At 73.9% G+C, this 16784-nt stretch carries 12 protein-coding genes; 4 read left to right on the top strand and 8 right to left on the bottom strand.

Features of this window, described 5'->3' with window-relative positions; translation table 11 throughout:
• Positions 1-38 precede the first annotated feature (38 nt).
• Positions 39-491 (bottom strand): hypothetical protein, encoded by a 453-nt coding sequence (locus GFH29_RS09565; protein WP_153323131.1) that lies wholly within the window; start codon positions 489-491, stop codon positions 39-41.
• 117 nt (positions 492-608) lie between these two features.
• On the opposite strand from GFH29_RS09565, the gene GFH29_RS09560 reads away from it, so the two are divergent.
• From GFH29_RS09560 to GFH29_RS09545, 4 genes are all read left to right on the top strand, one after another.
• Positions 609-755: a hypothetical protein gene (locus tag GFH29_RS09560; protein ID WP_153323129.1), complete on the top strand. Its 147-nt coding sequence runs from the start codon at positions 609-611 to the stop codon at positions 753-755.
• 281 nt (positions 756-1036) lie between these two features.
• Positions 1037-2344, top strand: a complete 1308-nt coding sequence (locus tag GFH29_RS09555; protein ID WP_153323128.1) for an HNH endonuclease signature motif containing protein — start codon at positions 1037-1039, stop codon at positions 2342-2344.
• 104 nt (positions 2345-2448) lie between these two features.
• On the top strand, positions 2449-3219 hold the full coding sequence (locus GFH29_RS09550) for an HAD family hydrolase (RefSeq protein WP_153323126.1): 771 nt from the start codon (positions 2449-2451) through the stop codon (positions 3217-3219).
• A complete protein-coding gene (locus GFH29_RS09545; RefSeq protein WP_153323124.1) occupies positions 3216-5735 on the top strand; it encodes a glycoside hydrolase family 65 protein in 2520 nt (839 codons plus the stop codon). The genes GFH29_RS09550 and GFH29_RS09545 overlap by 4 nt, the downstream gene beginning before the upstream one ends.
• Before the next feature lie 25 nt (positions 5736-5760).
• On the opposite strand, the gene GFH29_RS09540 is transcribed toward GFH29_RS09545, so the two are convergent.
• From GFH29_RS09540 to GFH29_RS09510, 7 genes are all read right to left on the bottom strand, one after another.
• Positions 5761-7251 (bottom strand): hypothetical protein, encoded by a 1491-nt coding sequence (locus GFH29_RS09540; RefSeq protein ID WP_153323122.1) that lies wholly within the window; start codon positions 7249-7251, stop codon positions 5761-5763.
• Positions 7248-9635 carry a transglycosylase domain-containing protein gene (locus tag GFH29_RS09535; protein ID WP_153323121.1) on the bottom strand — a complete coding sequence of 796 codons (2388 nt, stop codon included), beginning with the start codon at positions 9633-9635 and terminating at the stop codon, positions 7248-7250. Before GFH29_RS09535 ends, GFH29_RS09540 begins: the two co-directional genes overlap by 4 nt.
• A gap of 57 nt (positions 9636-9692) precedes the next feature.
• Positions 9693-9926 carry a DUF3099 domain-containing protein gene (locus GFH29_RS09530; protein WP_153323119.1) on the bottom strand — a complete coding sequence of 78 codons (234 nt, stop codon included), beginning with the start codon at positions 9924-9926 and terminating at the stop codon, positions 9693-9695.
• Positions 9927-9981: 55 nt separating this feature from the next.
• Positions 9982-10749: a hypothetical protein gene (locus GFH29_RS09525; protein WP_153323117.1), complete on the bottom strand. Its 768-nt coding sequence runs from the start codon at positions 10747-10749 to the stop codon at positions 9982-9984.
• Between the two features lie 156 nt (positions 10750-10905).
• Positions 10906-14457: an ATP-binding protein gene (locus GFH29_RS09520; RefSeq protein ID WP_153323116.1), complete on the bottom strand. Its 3552-nt coding sequence runs from the start codon at positions 14455-14457 to the stop codon at positions 10906-10908.
• Complete coding sequence (locus GFH29_RS09515) at positions 14454-15185, bottom strand: DUF4194 domain-containing protein (RefSeq protein ID WP_153323114.1); 732 nt, start codon at positions 15183-15185, stop codon at positions 14454-14456. The genes GFH29_RS09520 and GFH29_RS09515 overlap by 4 nt, the downstream gene beginning before the upstream one ends.
• A complete protein-coding gene (locus tag GFH29_RS09510) occupies positions 15182-16705 on the bottom strand; it encodes a DUF3375 domain-containing protein (protein ID WP_153323112.1) in 1524 nt (507 codons plus the stop codon). The genes GFH29_RS09515 and GFH29_RS09510 overlap by 4 nt, the downstream gene beginning before the upstream one ends.
• Positions 16706-16784: the final 79 nt, after the last annotated feature.

Below are 16784 nucleotides of genomic sequence, written 5' to 3'. Positions count from 1 at the left end.
GCGGCCCGGCCGCACACCTCATCGTCCTAGGACCTGCCTCAGGACTCGTTGAGGTCGATGTCGCAGCTCTCCTTGGCGTGCTCGGTGATCGCGTCGCCGGACTCGCTGAACGTGTCGCCGACGTCGGTGAACCCGTCGCTGATGGCCATCAGGTCCTCCTCCGAGACGCCCTCGGGCGACTCGCCGTTCTCGCCCGCCTCCTCGAAGTCCTCCATGCTCACCCCGGCGTCGTCCATCGTGGACTCGAGGTCCTCGAAGGCCTTGCCGATGGCCTCCCAGTCGTCGGCCACCTCGTCGGGAGCGGCGTCGGCGAGGTCGTCCGTGACCTCACGGAGGTCCTCGAAGCCCCCTGCCCCGCTAGGGTCGAGCGACGTCACGTCGTCGCGCATGCTGCTCAGGGTGTCGCAGTAGTCGTCGCCCCCGCCCCCGCACCCGCTCAGCAGGCTCGTGCCGAGCACGGCCGCGGCGGCCAGGATCCCGAATCGCTTCACATTCACTCCTCTAGGTCGTCGCTGCCGAGGAGCCGCGGTTGCGGGTCGGGCGACGGCCCTCACCATCCCACCGCGCGAGCGCGCCGAAACGTCACCACAAGTGGGTACCGCTCCCCCATGGGAATCTTCAAGAAGGTCGCCAGCCTCGCAGTTGCCAAGAGGGTCTACGACGAAGCGCGCAAGCCGCAGAACCAGGCGCGCCTGCGCAGCGCCACCTCCAAGGTGCAGGAGCAGGTCGCCAAGCGACGGCGCCCGGCGCGCTGAGTCCTCTGGTCTAGTCGTGGCGCCCAGCCGCGTGGTGCGACTGGGCGCCCAGGGGCGTGGCCACGCTCCCCTGGCACCGACTCCGCACCGACTCCGACCGACCCGACTGACCCCGTCACCGGCGAATCGCGCCGCCACGGAGGCGGGGTGCCGGCGGTCGACCTGACGCCAATGGTCGAGCCGGCGCCCTGTCGAGCTTGTCGAGACCGGGCGCTCGAACTCTTTACCTTTGTTCTCCTTGCAACCCTTTTGATCGAACGTGCGTTCGAGTAGAATGAGGCATGGCCGACCCCGAGCTCCCCGAGTGCGACACCCCAGCCGCCGTGCTGGCGTTCGCGCAGCGTCGTCGGGCTGCGGCCCAGCGGGCGGAGATCGACGTCCTGGAGGCCGCTCTGGTGTGGGCGGCGATGCATCCCGAGGAGTCGGTCGCCGAGGCGCCGACCACCGGGCTGGTCTTCGGCGAGCTCGCCGTCCCGCTCGCCGGGGAGGGGGCGCCGCTGGTGGCGGAGTTCGCGCCGATGGAGTTCGGCGCCGCGATCGGCATGTCCACCGACTCCGCCCGTTCCCTGGTCGGTGACGCGCTGGAGCTCGCGCACCGCCTCAAGCGCACCTGGAAGCTGGTCCGCGCCGGCAAGGTCCCGCTGTGGAAGGCCCGGCGGCTCGCTCAGCTGACCACCACCCTGCCCCTCGACGGGGCGGAGTTCGTGGACCGCCAGCTCGCCGCCGTCGTCGGCCAGATCAGCTGGGCCGGTATCGAGCGACTCGTCGACCAGGCCCGCGTCATGTTCGACCCCGAGGGTGCGGAGAAGCAGCGCCGCGAGGCCGCCGATAGTCGCCGCTTCGACGTGCACACCCGCGAGGCGACCCACGACGGCACCGTGCACGTGGAGGGTGTCCTCGACCTCGCCGACGCGCTCGACCTCGACACTGCGATCCGCCAGGGCGCGGAGGAACTCTCCGCCCTTGGCTCCACCGAGTCATTGGACGTGCGCCGCTCGATGGCCGCCGGTGAGCTCGCCCGACGGCAACTGACGCTGGACCTCCGAGCAGAGGCCGGCGACGGCGCCGCATCCGTGGTGAAGCCTCGCCGGGTCGTGATCCACGTGCACCTCTCCCACGCTGCGATCTCCCGTGACGAGGCCGGGATCGCACACGTCGAGGAGACCCGATCCGTCGTGTCGACCGAACAGGTCCGCGAGTGGTGCAGCGGTGACGCCCAGGTGGTCATCAAGCCGGTCATCGATCTGGACGACCATCACCACACCGACGCCTACGCCGTCCCGGACAAGCTGGCCGAGCAGACCCGTCTCATCCAACAGGTCTGCGCCTTCCCGTGGTGTGAGCGAACCGCCCGGCGCTGCGACACCGACCACGTCGTCGCCCACGGCACGGGATCGACCGGCGGCCCGACCTGCAGCTGCAACCTCGCCCCGCTCTGCCGACGCCATCACCGCGCGAAGACCCACACCGCCTGGACCTACGACAAGACCGACGCGGCGACGTACCTCTGGCGATCACCCCACGGTCTCCACCTCGTCAAACACCGCGGCGAGACCCGGCTCGTCACCGCGCATCCGCCCGACGACTAGGCACCCCGCCCGCACCCCGCCGGCGGGGGCATCCGGCCCAAGTGCGACGGGACTCACCACCCAGGAGCACCGGTGGCGGGGCGGGAGCCTCTAGCCTCGACAGTGTGGATCGAGTCGACTGGACCTCCTGGCGTGCTGTGCTCTTCGACCTCGACGGGGTGGTGACACCGACCGCCGAGGTGCACATGCGCGCGTGGAGCGAGATGTTCAACGCCTTCTTGACCGACGACGCGCCGGCGCTCCCCGACGCCGCGGTCGCGGACCTGTCGGTCTACACCGACGCCGACTACTTCGCGCACGTCGACGGCAAGCCGCGCTACGACGGGGTCCGCGACTTCCTGGTCTCGCGCGGGATCACCCTGCCCGAGGGCACCAGCGAGGACCCGGGCACCGAGCTCACCGTGCGCGGACTGGGCAACCGCAAGAACGACGCGTTCAACGCCGTGCTCGAGCGCGACGGGGTGACCGCCTACCCCGGCTCGGTGGCACTGCTGGACCACCTGCGTGATCTGGGCATCCCGCTGGCGGTGGTCTCCTCCTCCGCGAACGCGCCCGCGGTGCTGGCCGCCGCCGGCCTCGCCGACCGGTTCCGCACCGTCGTCGACGGCCGTGTCGCCACGGAGCTGGGGCTGCCCGGCAAGCCCGCTCCCGACACGTTCGTCCACGCCGCGGAGGTCCTGGGCGCCCCCGTCGCCGCCTCCGTCGTCCTCGAGGACGCCGTGTCGGGTGTGCGCGCCGGTGCGGCGGGCGGGTTCGGCCTGGTGATCGGCGTCGACCGCGGCGCCGGGCCCGAGACCCTCACCCAGGCCGGTGCCGACCTGGTCGTCACCGACCTCGCCGAGCTCGTCGCAGCGGTCGAGGACGGTGCCCGATGAACCCCCGCGAGCAGTCCAGGCAGCCGATGGACCGCGGCCGGTTCCCTGCCGACCCGTGGCGCCTGGTCGAGACCCAGTACCGCGCCGACGACCTCGGCACCACCGAGACCCTCTTCAGCGTCGGCAACGGCTACCTCGGCATGCGCGGCAACCCCGAGGAAGGCCGTGACGCCTACGCCCACGGCACCTTCATCAACGGCTTCCACGAGACCTGGCCGATCCGGCACGCCGAGGCCGCCTTCGGCTTCGCGCGCACCGGTCAGACGATCGTCAACGCTCCCGACGCCAAGCTGATGAAGCTCTACGTCGACGACGAGCCGCTGATCCTCGGCACCGCCGACCTCGAGCAGTACGAGCGCAGCCTGGACTTCCGCGACGGCGTCCTGCGCCGCAGCCTGATCTGGCGCACCCCCTCGGGCAAGCGCGTGCAGGTCGAGTCCAGCCGGATGGTCTCGATGACCCAGCGCCACCTCGCCCTGCTGACCTTCGAGGTCACCATGCTCGACGGCGACGCGCCGCTGGTGATCTCCTCGCAGCTGCAGAACCGCCAGGACGGCGAGGACGAGTACCACGTCCCCTCGGCCGCCATGGGCGAGGCCGCCGACCCGCGCAAGGCGGGCGGCTTCGACCAGCGGGTGCTGCTGCCGCGTGCCGCGCACGCCGACGAGCGCCGGATGCTGCTGGGCTACCAGTGCGCCCGCTCGGGGATGACCATCGCGGTCGCCGCCGACCACCGCATCGAGACCCCCGACGACCACGAGCTGATCGTGCGCGCCGAGGACGACCTGGCCAAGATGGTCATCCGGGTCGAGGCGCGCCAGGGCAGCACGCTGCGCCTGGAGAAGCTGGTGACCTACCACACCTCGCGCGGCGTGCCGGTGCGCGAGCTCAGCGACCGCTGCGAGCGGACCCTCGACCGCGCGGTCGGCCACACCGTGGCCGAGCACCTGGCCGAGCAGCAGCGCTGGTACGACGAGTTCTGGGACGCCGCCGACGTCGAGGTCGCCACCGACGACGCCACCCAGCAGGCGATCCGGTTCAACCTGCTCACCCTCGCCCAGGCCTCGGCGCGCGCCGACCGGCAGGGCGTGCCCGCGAAGGGCGTGACGGGCTCGGGCTATGAGGGTCACTACTTCTGGGACTCCGAGATCTACGTCGCGCCGTTCCTCACCTACACCCAGCCGCACCTGGCGCGGAACCTCATGCACTTCCGCACCCGGATGCTCCCCGCGGCGCGGGCACGCGCGCGGGAGATGGCGCAGAGCGGCGCGCTCTTCCCCTGGCGCACGATCAACGGCGAGGAGGCCTCGGCGTACTACGCGGCCGGCAGCGCCCAGATGCACATCAACGCCGACATCGCCTACGCGCTGCTGCAGTACGTCACCGCGACCGACGACTTGGGGTTCCTCATCCGCGACGGGATGGACCTGCTCGTGGAGACCGCCCGCATGTGGACCGAGCTGGGCTTCTGGCGCACCAACGGCGGCGACCCGACGTTCCACATCCACGGCGTGACCGGCCCCGACGAGTACACGACGGTGGTCAACAACAACCTGTTCACCAACGTGATGGCCCGCTTCAACCTCGAGGCCGCGGCCCGGGTGGTGGAGACGCTGAAGGAGCGCCGTCCGGTCGACTTCGAGCGCCTCGTGCACCGCCTCGGCGTCAAGGACGACGAGGTCGCGGAGTGGCGCCGCTGCGCCGCCGGCATGACGATCCCCTTCGACGAGGGCCTCGGCATCCACCCGCAGGACGACTTCTTCCTCGACCGCGAGGTCTGGGACCTCTCCCGCACCCCGGACGAGCTGCGGCCGCTGATGCTGAACTACCACCCGCTGGTGATCTACCGCTTCCAGGTGCTCAAGCAGGCCGACGTGGTGCTGGCGATGTTCCTCCAGGGCGACCGGTTCAGCCCCGAGGAGAAGCGCGCCAACTTCGAGTACTACGACCCGATCACGACCGGCGACTCCACGCTGTCGGCGGTGGTGCAGGCGATCATCGCGGCCGAGGTCGGCTACGAGGACGTCGCCATGGACTACTTCCGCCAGGCGCTGTACGTCGACCTCGGCGACCTGCACCACAACACCGTCGACGGCATGCACATCGCCTCGGCAGGCGGCGTGTGGAGCGCGCTCGTCTTCGGCTTCGCCGGGATGGGCGATCGCCGCCGCCGCCTGCGCTTCGACCCGCGTCTGCCCCGCGACTGGCCCGCGATGCGGTTCCGGATCCGCTGGCACGGCACCCGACTGCTCGTCGAGCTGACCCAGGACGCGATCACGTTCACGATGCTCGAGCGCGGCAAGGACCCGGAGGTCTCGGTGAACGTGCGCGGGGAGTACTACACGATCACCGCCACCGAGCCGCTGCGCGTCCCGCTCGAGCACCAGGGTCCTCGGGTGCGCGGCCTGCTCGGCAACCGTCCGCAGACCGGCGGCATCCGCGCCGACGGCACCCGGATCACCGCCGGCGTGCCCGAGCCGATGGTCTTCGACGAGGACCCGCCCTCCCCGGCCTGACGCGGCCCGGGGCGGGGGCCGCCGGTCAGCGCTGGTCCGCCGGGCGCGGGTCGGCCGGCGGCTCCGGCTCGGGCTGCGAGGGCGGGACCTCCTCGTCGAGCACCGCCGGGAAGGTCGGCGGGCAGTAGAGCACGTACTGCGGGCTGAGCGGGTCCTCGGCGAGCCACTCCTCGCAGCTCGCGCTGTCCTCGGCGTAGCGCTTGCGCGCACGGGTCTGCGCCTCGATCAGGTCCGTGCGGGCCTGCTCGACGCTCCGCCAGTCCTCCATCGCCCGCTCGTAGTCGGCCCAGTCGGCCGCGATCGCGTCCCAGGCGCCGGCGACCCGGGCGACCTCGCCGGCGTAGCCGCGGTAGGCCTCGACCGCGTCGACGTACGCCGCGTAGTCCACCCAGTAGTCCACGACGTCGCCCTGCCAACGCCGGCCGTCCTCGACGAGCTCGGCGCGGGTGCGCCGCAGCGCCTCGGCGTTGACGGCGCGGACCTCCGCCTCGTCGTACTCCGGGGCCATCGTCGCGGCGAAGTCCCAGCCGCAGCCCGGGCCGTCGGGGTCGGGGATCCGCTGCGGGGCGAGCGCCTCGGTGCGCTGCGGCTCGACGTCGGCGGGCGGCTCGGGCAGCGCGACCGGCTCGGGCAGCGGTGGCCAGACCGGGTACGCCGGCTGGGCCGGCACGACGGCCGGGACCACCGATGCCGCGGGGCCCGGCACCTGGATCGCGCGCACGCCGCTGGCGCGCAGGTCGGCGGGCAGCTCGGGCCAGTCGACCGGGGTGGTGCGCACCTGCTTGCCTCGGGTGCGGCCGGTGAAGTCGGCCCCGGCGTGGACCTGGTTGCGCAGCGCGTCCTCGGGCACGGAGTCCTGCGCCAGGCAGCGCTCGGCGACCTCGCGCGCCAGCACGGCGTCGACCTCGCCCGCGGCGGTGTCGAGTGCCTCGCGATCGGTACCCGCGACGAAGCCCACCACGTCGCCGCGTCGCCAGGCGAGCACCTCATAGGAGGTGTCGGTGCCGGACACCGCGAAGGAGCTGCCCTCGACCCCGAGCGGCAGCTGCGCCACCACCTCGACCGCCAGCGCCGAGGGGGCGCATCCCGGCGCGTCCTGCACCATCCGGGCGAGCGCGGCGGCGCCGACGCCGGCGGGCCAGGCCGCGATCGTCGCCTGGACGTTGCTGCCCCCGACCAGGACCGTCTGCGACATCGCCACGGCCGGCGCGGGCTCGACGCACGAGAGGGGGTGCGGCACGCTCGCCGCGGTGAGCAGCTGCCCCTGCCGCTCCCAGTCCGAGGGCAGCCCGGCGAAGGTGCGGGTCACCGCGCGCCAGGCGGGCAGCGGGCTGTCCTCCACCACGCGCGCGTAGGCGACCGCGACCTCCTCGGGCAGCTCCTCGGCGTCGTCGTCCGCGCCGGTGAGACCGAGCACCGGCAGCCCGAGCAGCAGCAGGCCGAGGGTGCACACCAGCGCCGCCGCCGCGGCCGCGGCCGGCAGCAGGTGGAAGGGGTTGTCGCGGTCGAACCTCATCGCCCACCGCCCGGGCCCTCAGCGGTGAGCGCACGCAGGTCCAGAGAGGTCTCCGAGCCCGCGGTGAGCGTGAGCAGCACCTCGGCGCCGCGGCCCACGGCCGTCCCGGCCGCCGGCTCCTGCTCGGCCACGTGATCGGCCTCCCCGCCCGCGGTCTCGCTCGCCCGCTGGCGCACGCGGACCTCGAACCCGGACGCCGCGAGCAGCGTCACCGCCTCATCGATGCCCATCCCGACCACCGACGGCACGGCGGTGTTGACCAGCACCGCGCCGGCGCCCTGGATCGGCGGGAACTCCTCGACCGCCAGCCCCTCGTGGATCGCCTCCATGGTGCGCCGCCACACCGGCCCCGCGCCGGTGCCGCCGTAGAGCACCGAGTGGTAGTAGCCGTGCGCATAGACCCCGGTGAGCGGGTGCGCCTGACCGCCGCGCGGGTCGCCGACCCACACCGCCGCGGCGTACTGGGGGGTGTAGCCGGCGAACCACACCGCCGCGGCGTCGTCGGTGGTGCCGGTCTTGCCGCCGGCCGGGCGCCCGTCGCCGAGCCGCACCGACGACGCGGTCCCGCCGGCGTCGAACGGCGCGCGCAGCACGTCGGAGACCTGCACCGCGACGGCCGGGCTGATCGCCTGGTGGCAGTCGCCGTCCGGCACGTCGACGTCCTCGCCGGTGGTGACGTCGCGCGCGGAGAGGATCAGCACCGGGTCGCAGCGCACGCCTCGCGCGGCGAGGGTGGCGTACGCCGTGGCCAGCTGCAGCGGGGAGCTCTCGAAGGCGCCGAGAGTCAGCGAGCCCTCCCGGCCGCTGAGGTCCTCGGGGATCGAGGTCAGGCCGAGGCGCTGGGCCACCGCGGCGGTCTCACGGACACCGGCGTCGGCCACCATCTGCACGAAGTAGGTGTTGACCGAGCCGCGCATCGCGCCGTACGCGTCCAGCACGCCGTGCCCCTGGCGGTCGTCGTTCTTGTAGCCGCCCTCCGGCGCGTCGAGGCCGTCCACGTAGAGCCCGCTGGGGGTGTCGTAGGTGGTGCGCACGCTCATCCCCGACTCCAGCGCCGCGGCGAGGGTGACCGGCTTGAAGGTCGAGCCGGTCTGGAACTCGCTGGTCGCATAGACCACCTGGGTGCGGGAGGGGTCGTCCTTGCCCTCGGGCGTGCCGAACGTGCGGTTCTGCGCGATCGCCACGACCTGGCCGGTGCCGGGCTCCATGACCGCGATGCCGGTCCCGACCCGGTTGGTGCGCCCGAAGCCGGCGTCGACGGCCTCCTCGGCGGCACGCATGGCCTCGGCGTCCAGCGCCGTACGGATCTCCAGGCCACCGGCGTTGAGCCGGTTCTGCCGGTCCTCGCGCGTCTCGCCGAACTCCGGGGAGCGCAGCACGTGCTCGATGAGCATCGCGCAGTAGTAGGGGAACTCCGAGGCCGCGCAGCCCGACCGCGGCCGGGACTCCTGGATCGGGGTGGGGTGGCGCCGCAGCTTCTCGAAGCGCTCACGGGTCAAGGCGCCCTCGGCCACCATCCGGGCCATCACCACGTCGCGGCGCTGGCGGGAGCGGCCGGGGTGGGTGATCGGGTCGTACGCCGAGGGCGACTTGAGCATCGCGACCAGCGTGGCGGCCTGCTTGATGCTCAGGTCGGCGGCCGAGGTGGAGAAGTACCGGCGGGCGGCCGCCTCGACGCCGTACGCGCCGTTGCCGAGGTAGACGACGTTGAGGTAGGCCTCCAGGATCTCGTCCTTGGAGTAGCGCCGCTCGAGCTCCCCGGCGAGCTTGAGCTCGGCGATCTTGCCGCCGAGGGTCGAGGCCTTGGCGACGCGCCGCTCGTCGTCGGTGGTCGCGTTGAGGATCCGCAGGTTCTCCACCAGCTGCTGCGACAGCGTCGAGGCGCCCTGCAGGTCCGCGCCCACCACGTTGTTGACCAACGCCCGGGCCACGCCGCGCAGGTCGACGGCGCCGTGCTCGTAGAACCGGCTGTCCTCGGTGGCGAGCAGCGCCGCCACGACGTGGGGACTGATGTCGGAGAGCTCGGTCGCCACCCGGTTCTCGGTGAACAGCTGCCCCCACTGGCGCCCGTCACGGTCGAGCAGGACGGTGCGCTGCTTGGCCTGGATCGGCGGCAGCTCCGTGCCGATCCCGTCCCAGGCGCGGATCGCGTGCTGGGCGACGCCGCCGAGGACCAGCGTGAACGGCAGCAGGGCCAGGCAGGTGACCAGGGTCAGCACGCCCACCACGAGGCCCGCGGACCGAGCCAGCGGACCGGCCCCCGGCCGGGCGGGATGCCGGTCGACCACGACCAGCAGGTCGTCGAGCCCGGCCGCGGGCGGCTGCGTGGCGGGTCGCTGCGCGGGCGCCTCCCGGGGGCGCGCGCGGAACCGGCGTCTGTTCACGATGGGCCTATCCTGCGGCCCGGGGCGCCCCCGCGGGAGCCCGTTCCGGCATGCGGGTCATCTGCCCTCACCCCAGTTCGCCACGAGCGCGGCGATCGGCGGCAGCACCGCCGCCACGGCGGACATCGCGACGGCTGCGGGCACCGACCACAGCCGTACGACGTTCCAGGCCAACACGATGAGCACCAGGCAGATCCCCATCAGGGCGAAGTACCACCGCTGGCGGCGCCGCTGGCGCGCGCTCTGCGGCTCCGGCGCGTCGGTGACGCGCGGGACCGGACGTCGCTTCATGCGACCAGCCTGACGCAACCGGCCCGATCGCGCAGCAGCGACGTGCCGGGGCCGCTCAGCCCGCCGGCTGGGTCGGCGCGGCCGGCGACGCGCCGTCGGACGAGGTGCCGTCGCTCGCCGGCGGCGTCTCCGAGGGCACGGTGCCCGAGTTGTCGCCCGGCGACCCGGGCGGGGTCGACGGCGTCGCCGGGTCCGCGGGGGTCGTCGGCGGGTCGCTCGGGGTCGCCGGGGGGTCCGCGGGGATCACCGGCGGGTCGCTCGGCGTCGTCGGCGGGTCGCTGGGCGCCGGGGGGTCGCCCGGGATCACGGGCGGGAAGCCGGGCGGCGTCGGCGGGGTGGGGGTGCCGGCCCCCGGCGTGGTGCCGGTCCCCGGCGTGGTGCCGGTCCCCGGCGTGGTGCCGGTGCCGGTGGCGCCGTCCGGGTCGCTCGCGCCCTCGCTCGGCCCGGATGCGGTGCCCGACGCGCTGTCGCCGGCGGCCGCGGCGACCGCCTGGATCGCGCTCGCGAGGCGCGCGGCGTAGGCCAGGGCCACCGACGGGGCGCCGTCGAGCAACCCGCCGAGGCCGGTGCCGGGCCAGAGCGGGAGTCCGTCGGGGCCGATGTGCAGGTGCGCCGCCGGGCGGTGGGCGTCGCCGGGGCTGGTGCTGCCGCCCTCGACCGCCTGGCCGGCGCGGGCCTGCGCGGAGGCGGAGGCCTGGACCGCGGCGGAGCCGGCCAGGGGGTCCCGCGGGGTGCCGGCGTGACGGGGCACGGCCAGGACGACGACCGCAGCGACCGTGACGGCCGCGAAGGCCGCCAACGGACGCGCGTGCTCCGGCTTCACCCGAGTGCTCCTGCCGTCGTCCCCGCCGGCCACGCACGGGAGGTCATGTCTGGACCTCCACGGTACGCCGAGCGGCGCGCCGCGGCGGCTTCCCGGCGCATCACCGCACGCCTCCCGCGAAAATCATCCTTTCGGAGGGATATCGGAGCACTCAACCTATGCGTCGCTCACCCGGAACACCGACGAGAGCTGGGTGTCGGTGTGCTTGGTGATCACCAGCAGCGCGTCCATGTGCGGTTCCAGCCCGGTGACCTTGTCCAGCGGTACGGCGATGACCAGCTGGAAGCCCAGCCCCTTCCACGCGCGCACCGCGCGCCCGGCGAACTCCGAGTCGGCCTTGACGAAGCCCTCGTCGAGGAACACGGGAGCGAAGCGGGGCCGCGAGCGCATCTCGTCGCCCAGGCGGAAGCGCAGCGCGGAGCCGACGATGAACGCGACGAGCTCCTGGCTCTCGCCACCGGACTTCTCCCCCAGCGTGCGGTAGGTCGACTTGAGCTCACCGGTGAGCCGGTCGTAGCGCTCCGCGCTGACCTCGACGTGGCGGCGTACGTCGAGCAGCCGCTCGCGCTCCCCTGTCCGCTCGGGGTCCGCGCCCTGGGCCGGACCGCGCAGCTGGCCCATGAACCGGCGCAGCCGGGTGAAGCGCTCCTCCAGCGCGGCCTCGTCGAGGTCGCGCACCGTGCCCCGCGAGAGCTCGCGCAGCTCGCGCAGGAACACCTGCACGTGCGCGGGCGCCAGGCGACGCAGCCGGATCCGGAGCCGGTCCTTCTCGGCGCCGAACTCCAGGCGCCGCAGGATCGCGTTGATCGGCTCGAGGCGGTCCTCGATCTCCTCGACCGAGGACGACATCGCGCCCGCGAGCGGCACCAGGTCCTGCCCGCTCCACTCGGTGAGCCGCCGGCGCCACTCCGCGCGGCGCTGCGGCAGGCCGGTGGCCTCGATGTCGGCGAGGATGCGCGCGAAGTCGGGGTAGGACTCCGCGGTGGTGCCGAGGTTGGGGTCGGCCCAGTGCAGCTGGTAGGCCCGGAAGATCGCGGCCAGCTCGCGGTCGACGTGCTCGACCTCCACCTGGGCCTCCTGGACGGCGGCGGAGAGCCGCGCCTGGAGGCGCCCGGAGCTCTCGTGGAAGCGGTCGAGGTCCTCGGGGTCGTCGGGGTCGGCGGCGGCGCGGAACTCCTCGTCGAGACGGCGGGCCTGCTCCTCGGTGCACACGACGCGGCCGTCGCGACCGATCCGCTCCAGCTCGTCGTTGACCAGGTCCTCGCTGTCGACCAGCTCGGCGTGCTCGAGCTCGAGGCGGCGCCGGCGCTCGTCGAGGCGGTACCGCTCGAGGCGGGCCTCCTCGAGCCGCGCGGCGAGCTCGCTCATCTGCTGCTCGCTGGTGCCGAGGCGGTCGTCGGCGGTGAGGATCTGCTCACGCCGGCGCTCGAGGTCGGCGATGCGGGCCTCGCACGCGGCCACGTCGAGGTCGTCGTAGGACTGCGTGCCCAGGGCGTCGTACGCCACCCGACGGCGCTCCTGCACCCGGGTGGCGCTCTCGACGCGGGCGATGCGCTCGTCGACGGCGCGCAGGTCGGCCTCGAGGGCGGCGATGTCGGCGTCGATCTCGGCGAGCGCGTCGGCGTTGCTGAACCCGATGATGCTGCGCTGGTCGCCGCGCCCGTGGGAGCCGCGACGCCCGGAGCGGGTCTGGCCGGCGAGGGTGACCCGGAAGCCGCCGCCGCGCAGGTCGTCGGCGCTCTCCACGCACAGGGCGTTGCGCGAGGGCTCGGCGACGTGGCGCTGCACCCAGCCGCGGAACGGCGAGTCGGCGAAGACCAGCTTGCCGGCGACCTGCTCGGGGTCGAGCAGGTCGGGGCCGTCGAGGTCGAGCTGGGCGCCCTCGAAGGTCAGCCGGCCACGCAGGCGCAGCGAGTCGATGGCGGCCGAGAACTCCTCGAGGCGCGGCAGCGGCACCAGCATCGTGCGGGCGGTCGCGCCGAGCACCGTCTCGATGGCCAGGCGCCAGCGCGACTCCTCCGGCGCCACGTCGAGCAGCTCGGCGACGAACGGCAGGTCGCTCACGGCCATCCCGCTGGCGCGGGCGACCTCGCGGCGCATCGCGTGCAGGTGCTCCGGCACCCGACCGGAGCGGCCCTCGAGCGAGGCGCGCTCGCCCTGGAGCTCGGTACGGCGGGCCAGCAGCGGGTAGCGCTCGGCGAGCAGCTCGTCGCGCTGGGCGACCAGCCGCTCGCCCGCGTCGAGGTGCGCGGCCAGCCACTGCTCGGCGTGGTCGGCGAGCGCGGCGAACGCCTCGCGGCTGGCCAGGGCGCCCGCCGCATCGACCCGCTCGCCTCCGTCGTCGTCGAGCACCGCGAGCGGCGCGAGGCGCTCGAGCAGCGTCTCGCGGCGGGCGCGGCGCTCCTCGCGCAGCAGCCGCTCGCGCTCGAGCTCACCGTCCAGCCGGGCCACGCTCGCGCCACCGGCGTCGCGGTGCTCGTCGCGGGCGGCGTCGAGGTCGGCGCTGAGCGCCGCCACCTGGCGATCGGCGGCACGCAGCTGATCGCGCACCGACGCGCGGCCCAGACGGTTCGCCTCGACCCCGGCGGCCAGCAGCCGCGCGTGGGTGCGCAGCAGCCAGTACCGCACCGGCGTGTCACCGGTCGCGGTCACGCCGTACGCGTCGAGCTCGGCGGCGCGCTCGCGGGCCGCCACCTTGCGCGCGTGCAGCTCGGTGATCGGGGCGAGCAGGTCCTGCTTCTCCTCCTCGGTGCGCATCGCGGAGTACGCCGACTCCAGGGCGTCGAAGTGCTCGACGGCGCGGTCGGCGGCCCCGAACGTCGCGGGCCGCTCGAGGACCATCTCCTTGTAGAGCTCATCGACGCTGCGGACCTGGTTGCCGGCCTGGATGCGGGCCAGCAGCCCGAGCGCCTTGGCCCCGTCGCCGTTCGCGCCGATGCCGAGGCGGGCGTGCAGCACGGCGGAGAACTCGGTGTAGGTGCGGTGCACCCGCAGCCCGGGGCTGAGCTTCTTGAGCGTGTTGGCGTGGAAGCGGTCCGGGACGGCCGCCTCGAGGGTGGCCAGGTCGATCGCGGCGTCGAGGGTGACCAGCTGCATCTGGACCTCGCCCGAGCGGGTCGCGCGACGGGGCACGTAGTAGGTGCGCAGCGCGGTGAAGCGGCGTTCCTCGTCGTTGACGAACGTCATCGCGACCGCGCCCCAGGTGTCCCCGTCGCGTCCGCGCAGCAGCCGCTCGACCGGGCGGCCGGTGCGCGGGTCGTCGACCACGTCGACCGCGCCGCGCAGGTAGGACAGCAGGTTGCGCTGCCCGGCGCCGCGGGCGCGCCCGGTGACGGCGTCGTTGGAGGCGCCGTTGAAGCGGGTGTCGGAGGGCATCATCAGCGCCGTGTAGGCGTCGAGCAGCGTGCTCTTGCCGACGCCGGAGGCGCCGGAGATCATCGTGGCGTCGGCGTGCAGGTCGATCGCGACCCGGCCGGAGAAGCCGCCCCAGTTGACCATCTGGAGCACCTCGGCGCGCCACTGCAGCGTGTCGTCGGACGGCGTCAGCACGACGTCCTCGTCGAAGAGCCCGACGCTGCCGACCTCGGTCTCCACCCGGGCGGGGTCGTCCTGGAGGCGCTCGGGGAGCACCGCGGCGGGGACCTGCGGCTCCGGCTTGATCGGGGGCTGGGGCTGGGTCCCGGGCTCGGGCTGCTGGGTGGTGCTCATGCCTGAGCCTCCTCACGGTCGGGGCGGTCGTCGCCGAACAGCACGTCGTCGGCCGGCTCGGGCGGCGCCTCGTTGGCGCGGCGCAGCGTGACCAGCAGCTCCTGGAGCACCTCGAGGGGGAGCAGCGACTCGACGGCCTCGCTGATCTCGAAGCGGTCGTCGGTCGGCGAGCCGATCAGCAGACCGGCCTTCTGCACGCTGGCGACGGCGTTGCGGGCCCGCTTCTCATCGCCGGACAGGTCGGTGCTGTGCACGGGACGGAAGCCGGAGACGTGCTCGACAAGGTCCTCGCGGTCGACGAAGACCCGGTCCTCCCCCGCCGCGGTCGCCGAGCGGAACCGGTCGCGCAGGTGCACCAGCACGATCGTCTCCTCGCGGCTCCAGGCGGTGTCGTGCAGCAGCGTCGGGAAGCGCTGGCCGGTCTCGGAGAAGGCCTGACGCTTCCAGGCGACCTCGCGGATCCGGTCCACCTGGAGCTCCAGGAACAGGTCGTTGAGCCGGGAGCGCAGCAGCTGCTCGTTCTCCACGAGCACCTGCCAGTCGCGGGGGTGGGTGCGCGCGCTGATGAAGCGCTGCTTGAGCAGCGCGACGAGCGCCTGCCGCTCGGACTGCTCGAGGGTGCCCTCGTCGCCCTCGAAGAGCGACACCGAGGCCAGCAGCTCGCTGGGCTCGGCCGGCTGCTCACCGTCGTACTCCTCCGGCGCAGCCGGCTCGGCGGTGGTGCTCATCGGGGGGCCTCCGTGCGGGATCGGTCGTGGGTGGGGTCGGCCGGCGGTGCGGCCGGGTCGTCGGGCTGGCGCAGCTCGACGCGGGGCACCGCGAACGCGCGCTGGGTGCCGTCGGGACGCACCGCGCGGTAGGTCTCGGGGTCGCCGCCGACGGCCAGCTCGCGCTCGGCGGCCAGGTGCAGCAGGCCGAAGATCTCGACCGGGCGGCGCAGCTCGGGCTCGAGGGCGTCGAAGAACGCGCCGAGCGAGGCGGCGTCCGCGGCGGCGAGGGCGGCCACGAAGCGGGTCCGCAGCTCGGGCACCGACGGCCCGCCCTGCGCGCGCAGCTGCTCGTACGTCGGGCGCGTCGCGGGCGGCGGTGGCGGGGCCGGGAGCCGGACCGGTCGCACGTGGTCGGCGGGGTCGTAGAAGCGCTCGCGCAGGTGCTCCACGCCGACCCGGTCCGGCAGCAGCGGCATGTCCAGCACGGTGCGCGGGCCGGTGTTGTCCATCCAGGTCATCAGCTCGGACTCGACCTGGCGCAGGGTCTGCTCCAGCTCGCGGTCGCGGGCCGCGTCGTGGGCAACGATGTACTCCTTGAGCGTGGCGGTGACCCGCGCGCGCTGGGCGAGCACGCGCTCCAGGCCCTCGCGGATCAGGCGCACCGTGCCGCGGAGCTCGGCGCGGTCCACGTCGGCGAGGATCGCGCCGGACAGCGGGTGCTCGAGCAGCGCGGAGAGGTCGTCGCGCAGCTGGGCCACGAGCTCGTCGTCGCGCAGCAGCGCGAAGGCGCCCTCGAAGGCGCGGCCCTCGGGGGTGGCGGTCATCAGGGTGTCGGCGCGGGCGAGGTACTCATCGACCACCTCGCCGGCCGGGCGCTGCTCGGCGCGGAACGCCGCCAGGATCTCGGCGCGGATCTCGGCGAAGCGCTCCTCGACGCGGGCGAAGTCGCTGGGCAGCGCGGAGACCAGCAGCTGCAGCTCGGTGAAGCCCTGGGCCATGTAGTCCTCGTCGGCGGCGTCCACGTCGCCGCCCTCGAGCAGCCGGTCGCGCTCGGCCTGCAGCCGGCCGATCTCGGCGTTGAGGATGCCGACGCGGGCGCCGGGGTCGGGGTTGGCCTCGCTGTTGAAGCGGCGCACGGTCGAGAGCAGCGTCCCGATCCGGTGCTCGCTGAGCGTGGCCCGGTCGCGGGAGAGCGCCTTGACCTGCTCCAGCGCCTGCTGGGCGTGGGAGGTCAGCGTGTAGACCTCGTTGCCGGTCTCGTCGAGGGAGCGGACCAGCCACTGCCCCTTCATCCAGCGCTGGCACAGGTCGCGTCCGGTGCCCTGGGGCAGGTCGCGCTCGCCGGCGAGGCGCAGCTCGGTGAGGTGCTCCTCGACCTGGGCGTGCAGGCGCCCGGTCGACACCGGGCGGTTGTCGCGCCCGAACGCCGCGCGGAACACCGTGATCACCACCGGCGCCTGGCGCTGGTGCAGCAGCGTCAGCGTGGGCTGCTCGAACGCGCTGCGCACGCGGGCCAGCTCACCGGCCACCTCGCTCATCGCCACTCCACCCTGCTCGTCTCGCCGTTCCGCTGGTTCCGCGCCTGGCGCGCGGGGGGCTCCGGCGCATGGCGACGCG

It is taken from the genome of Nocardioides sp. dk884 (assembly GCF_009557055.1).
Lineage (GTDB): Bacteria > Actinomycetota > Actinomycetes > Propionibacteriales > Nocardioidaceae > Nocardioides.
This window is presented reverse-complemented; position numbering and strand designations above follow the sequence as displayed.

Excerpts from the sequence above, each read along its gene's own strand:
- GFH29_RS09560 (WP_153323129.1), top strand. The coding sequence starts at position 609 with ATGGGAATCTTCAAGAAGGTCGCCAGCCTCGCAGTTGCCAAGAGGGTC.
- GFH29_RS09555 (WP_153323128.1), top strand. The coding sequence starts at position 1,037 with ATGGCCGACCCCGAGCTCCCCGAGTGCGACACCCCAGCCGCCGTGCTG.
- GFH29_RS09545 (WP_153323124.1), top strand. The coding sequence starts at position 3,216 with ATGAACCCCCGCGAGCAGTCCAGGCAGCCGATGGACCGCGGCCGGTTC.
- GFH29_RS09540 (WP_153323122.1), bottom strand. The coding sequence starts at position 7,251 with ATGAGGTTCGACCGCGACAACCCCTTCCACCTGCTGCCGGCCGCGGCC.
- GFH29_RS09530 (WP_153323119.1), bottom strand. The coding sequence starts at position 9,926 with ATGAAGCGACGTCCGGTCCCGCGCGTCACCGACGCGCCGGAGCCGCAG.
- GFH29_RS09520 (WP_153323116.1), bottom strand. The coding sequence starts at position 14,457 with ATGAGCACCACCCAGCAGCCCGAGCCCGGGACCCAGCCCCAGCCCCCG.
- GFH29_RS09515 (WP_153323114.1), bottom strand. The coding sequence starts at position 15,185 with ATGAGCACCACCGCCGAGCCGGCTGCGCCGGAGGAGTACGACGGTGAG.
- GFH29_RS09510 (WP_153323112.1), bottom strand. The coding sequence starts at position 16,705 with ATGAGCGAGGTGGCCGGTGAGCTGGCCCGCGTGCGCAGCGCGTTCGAG.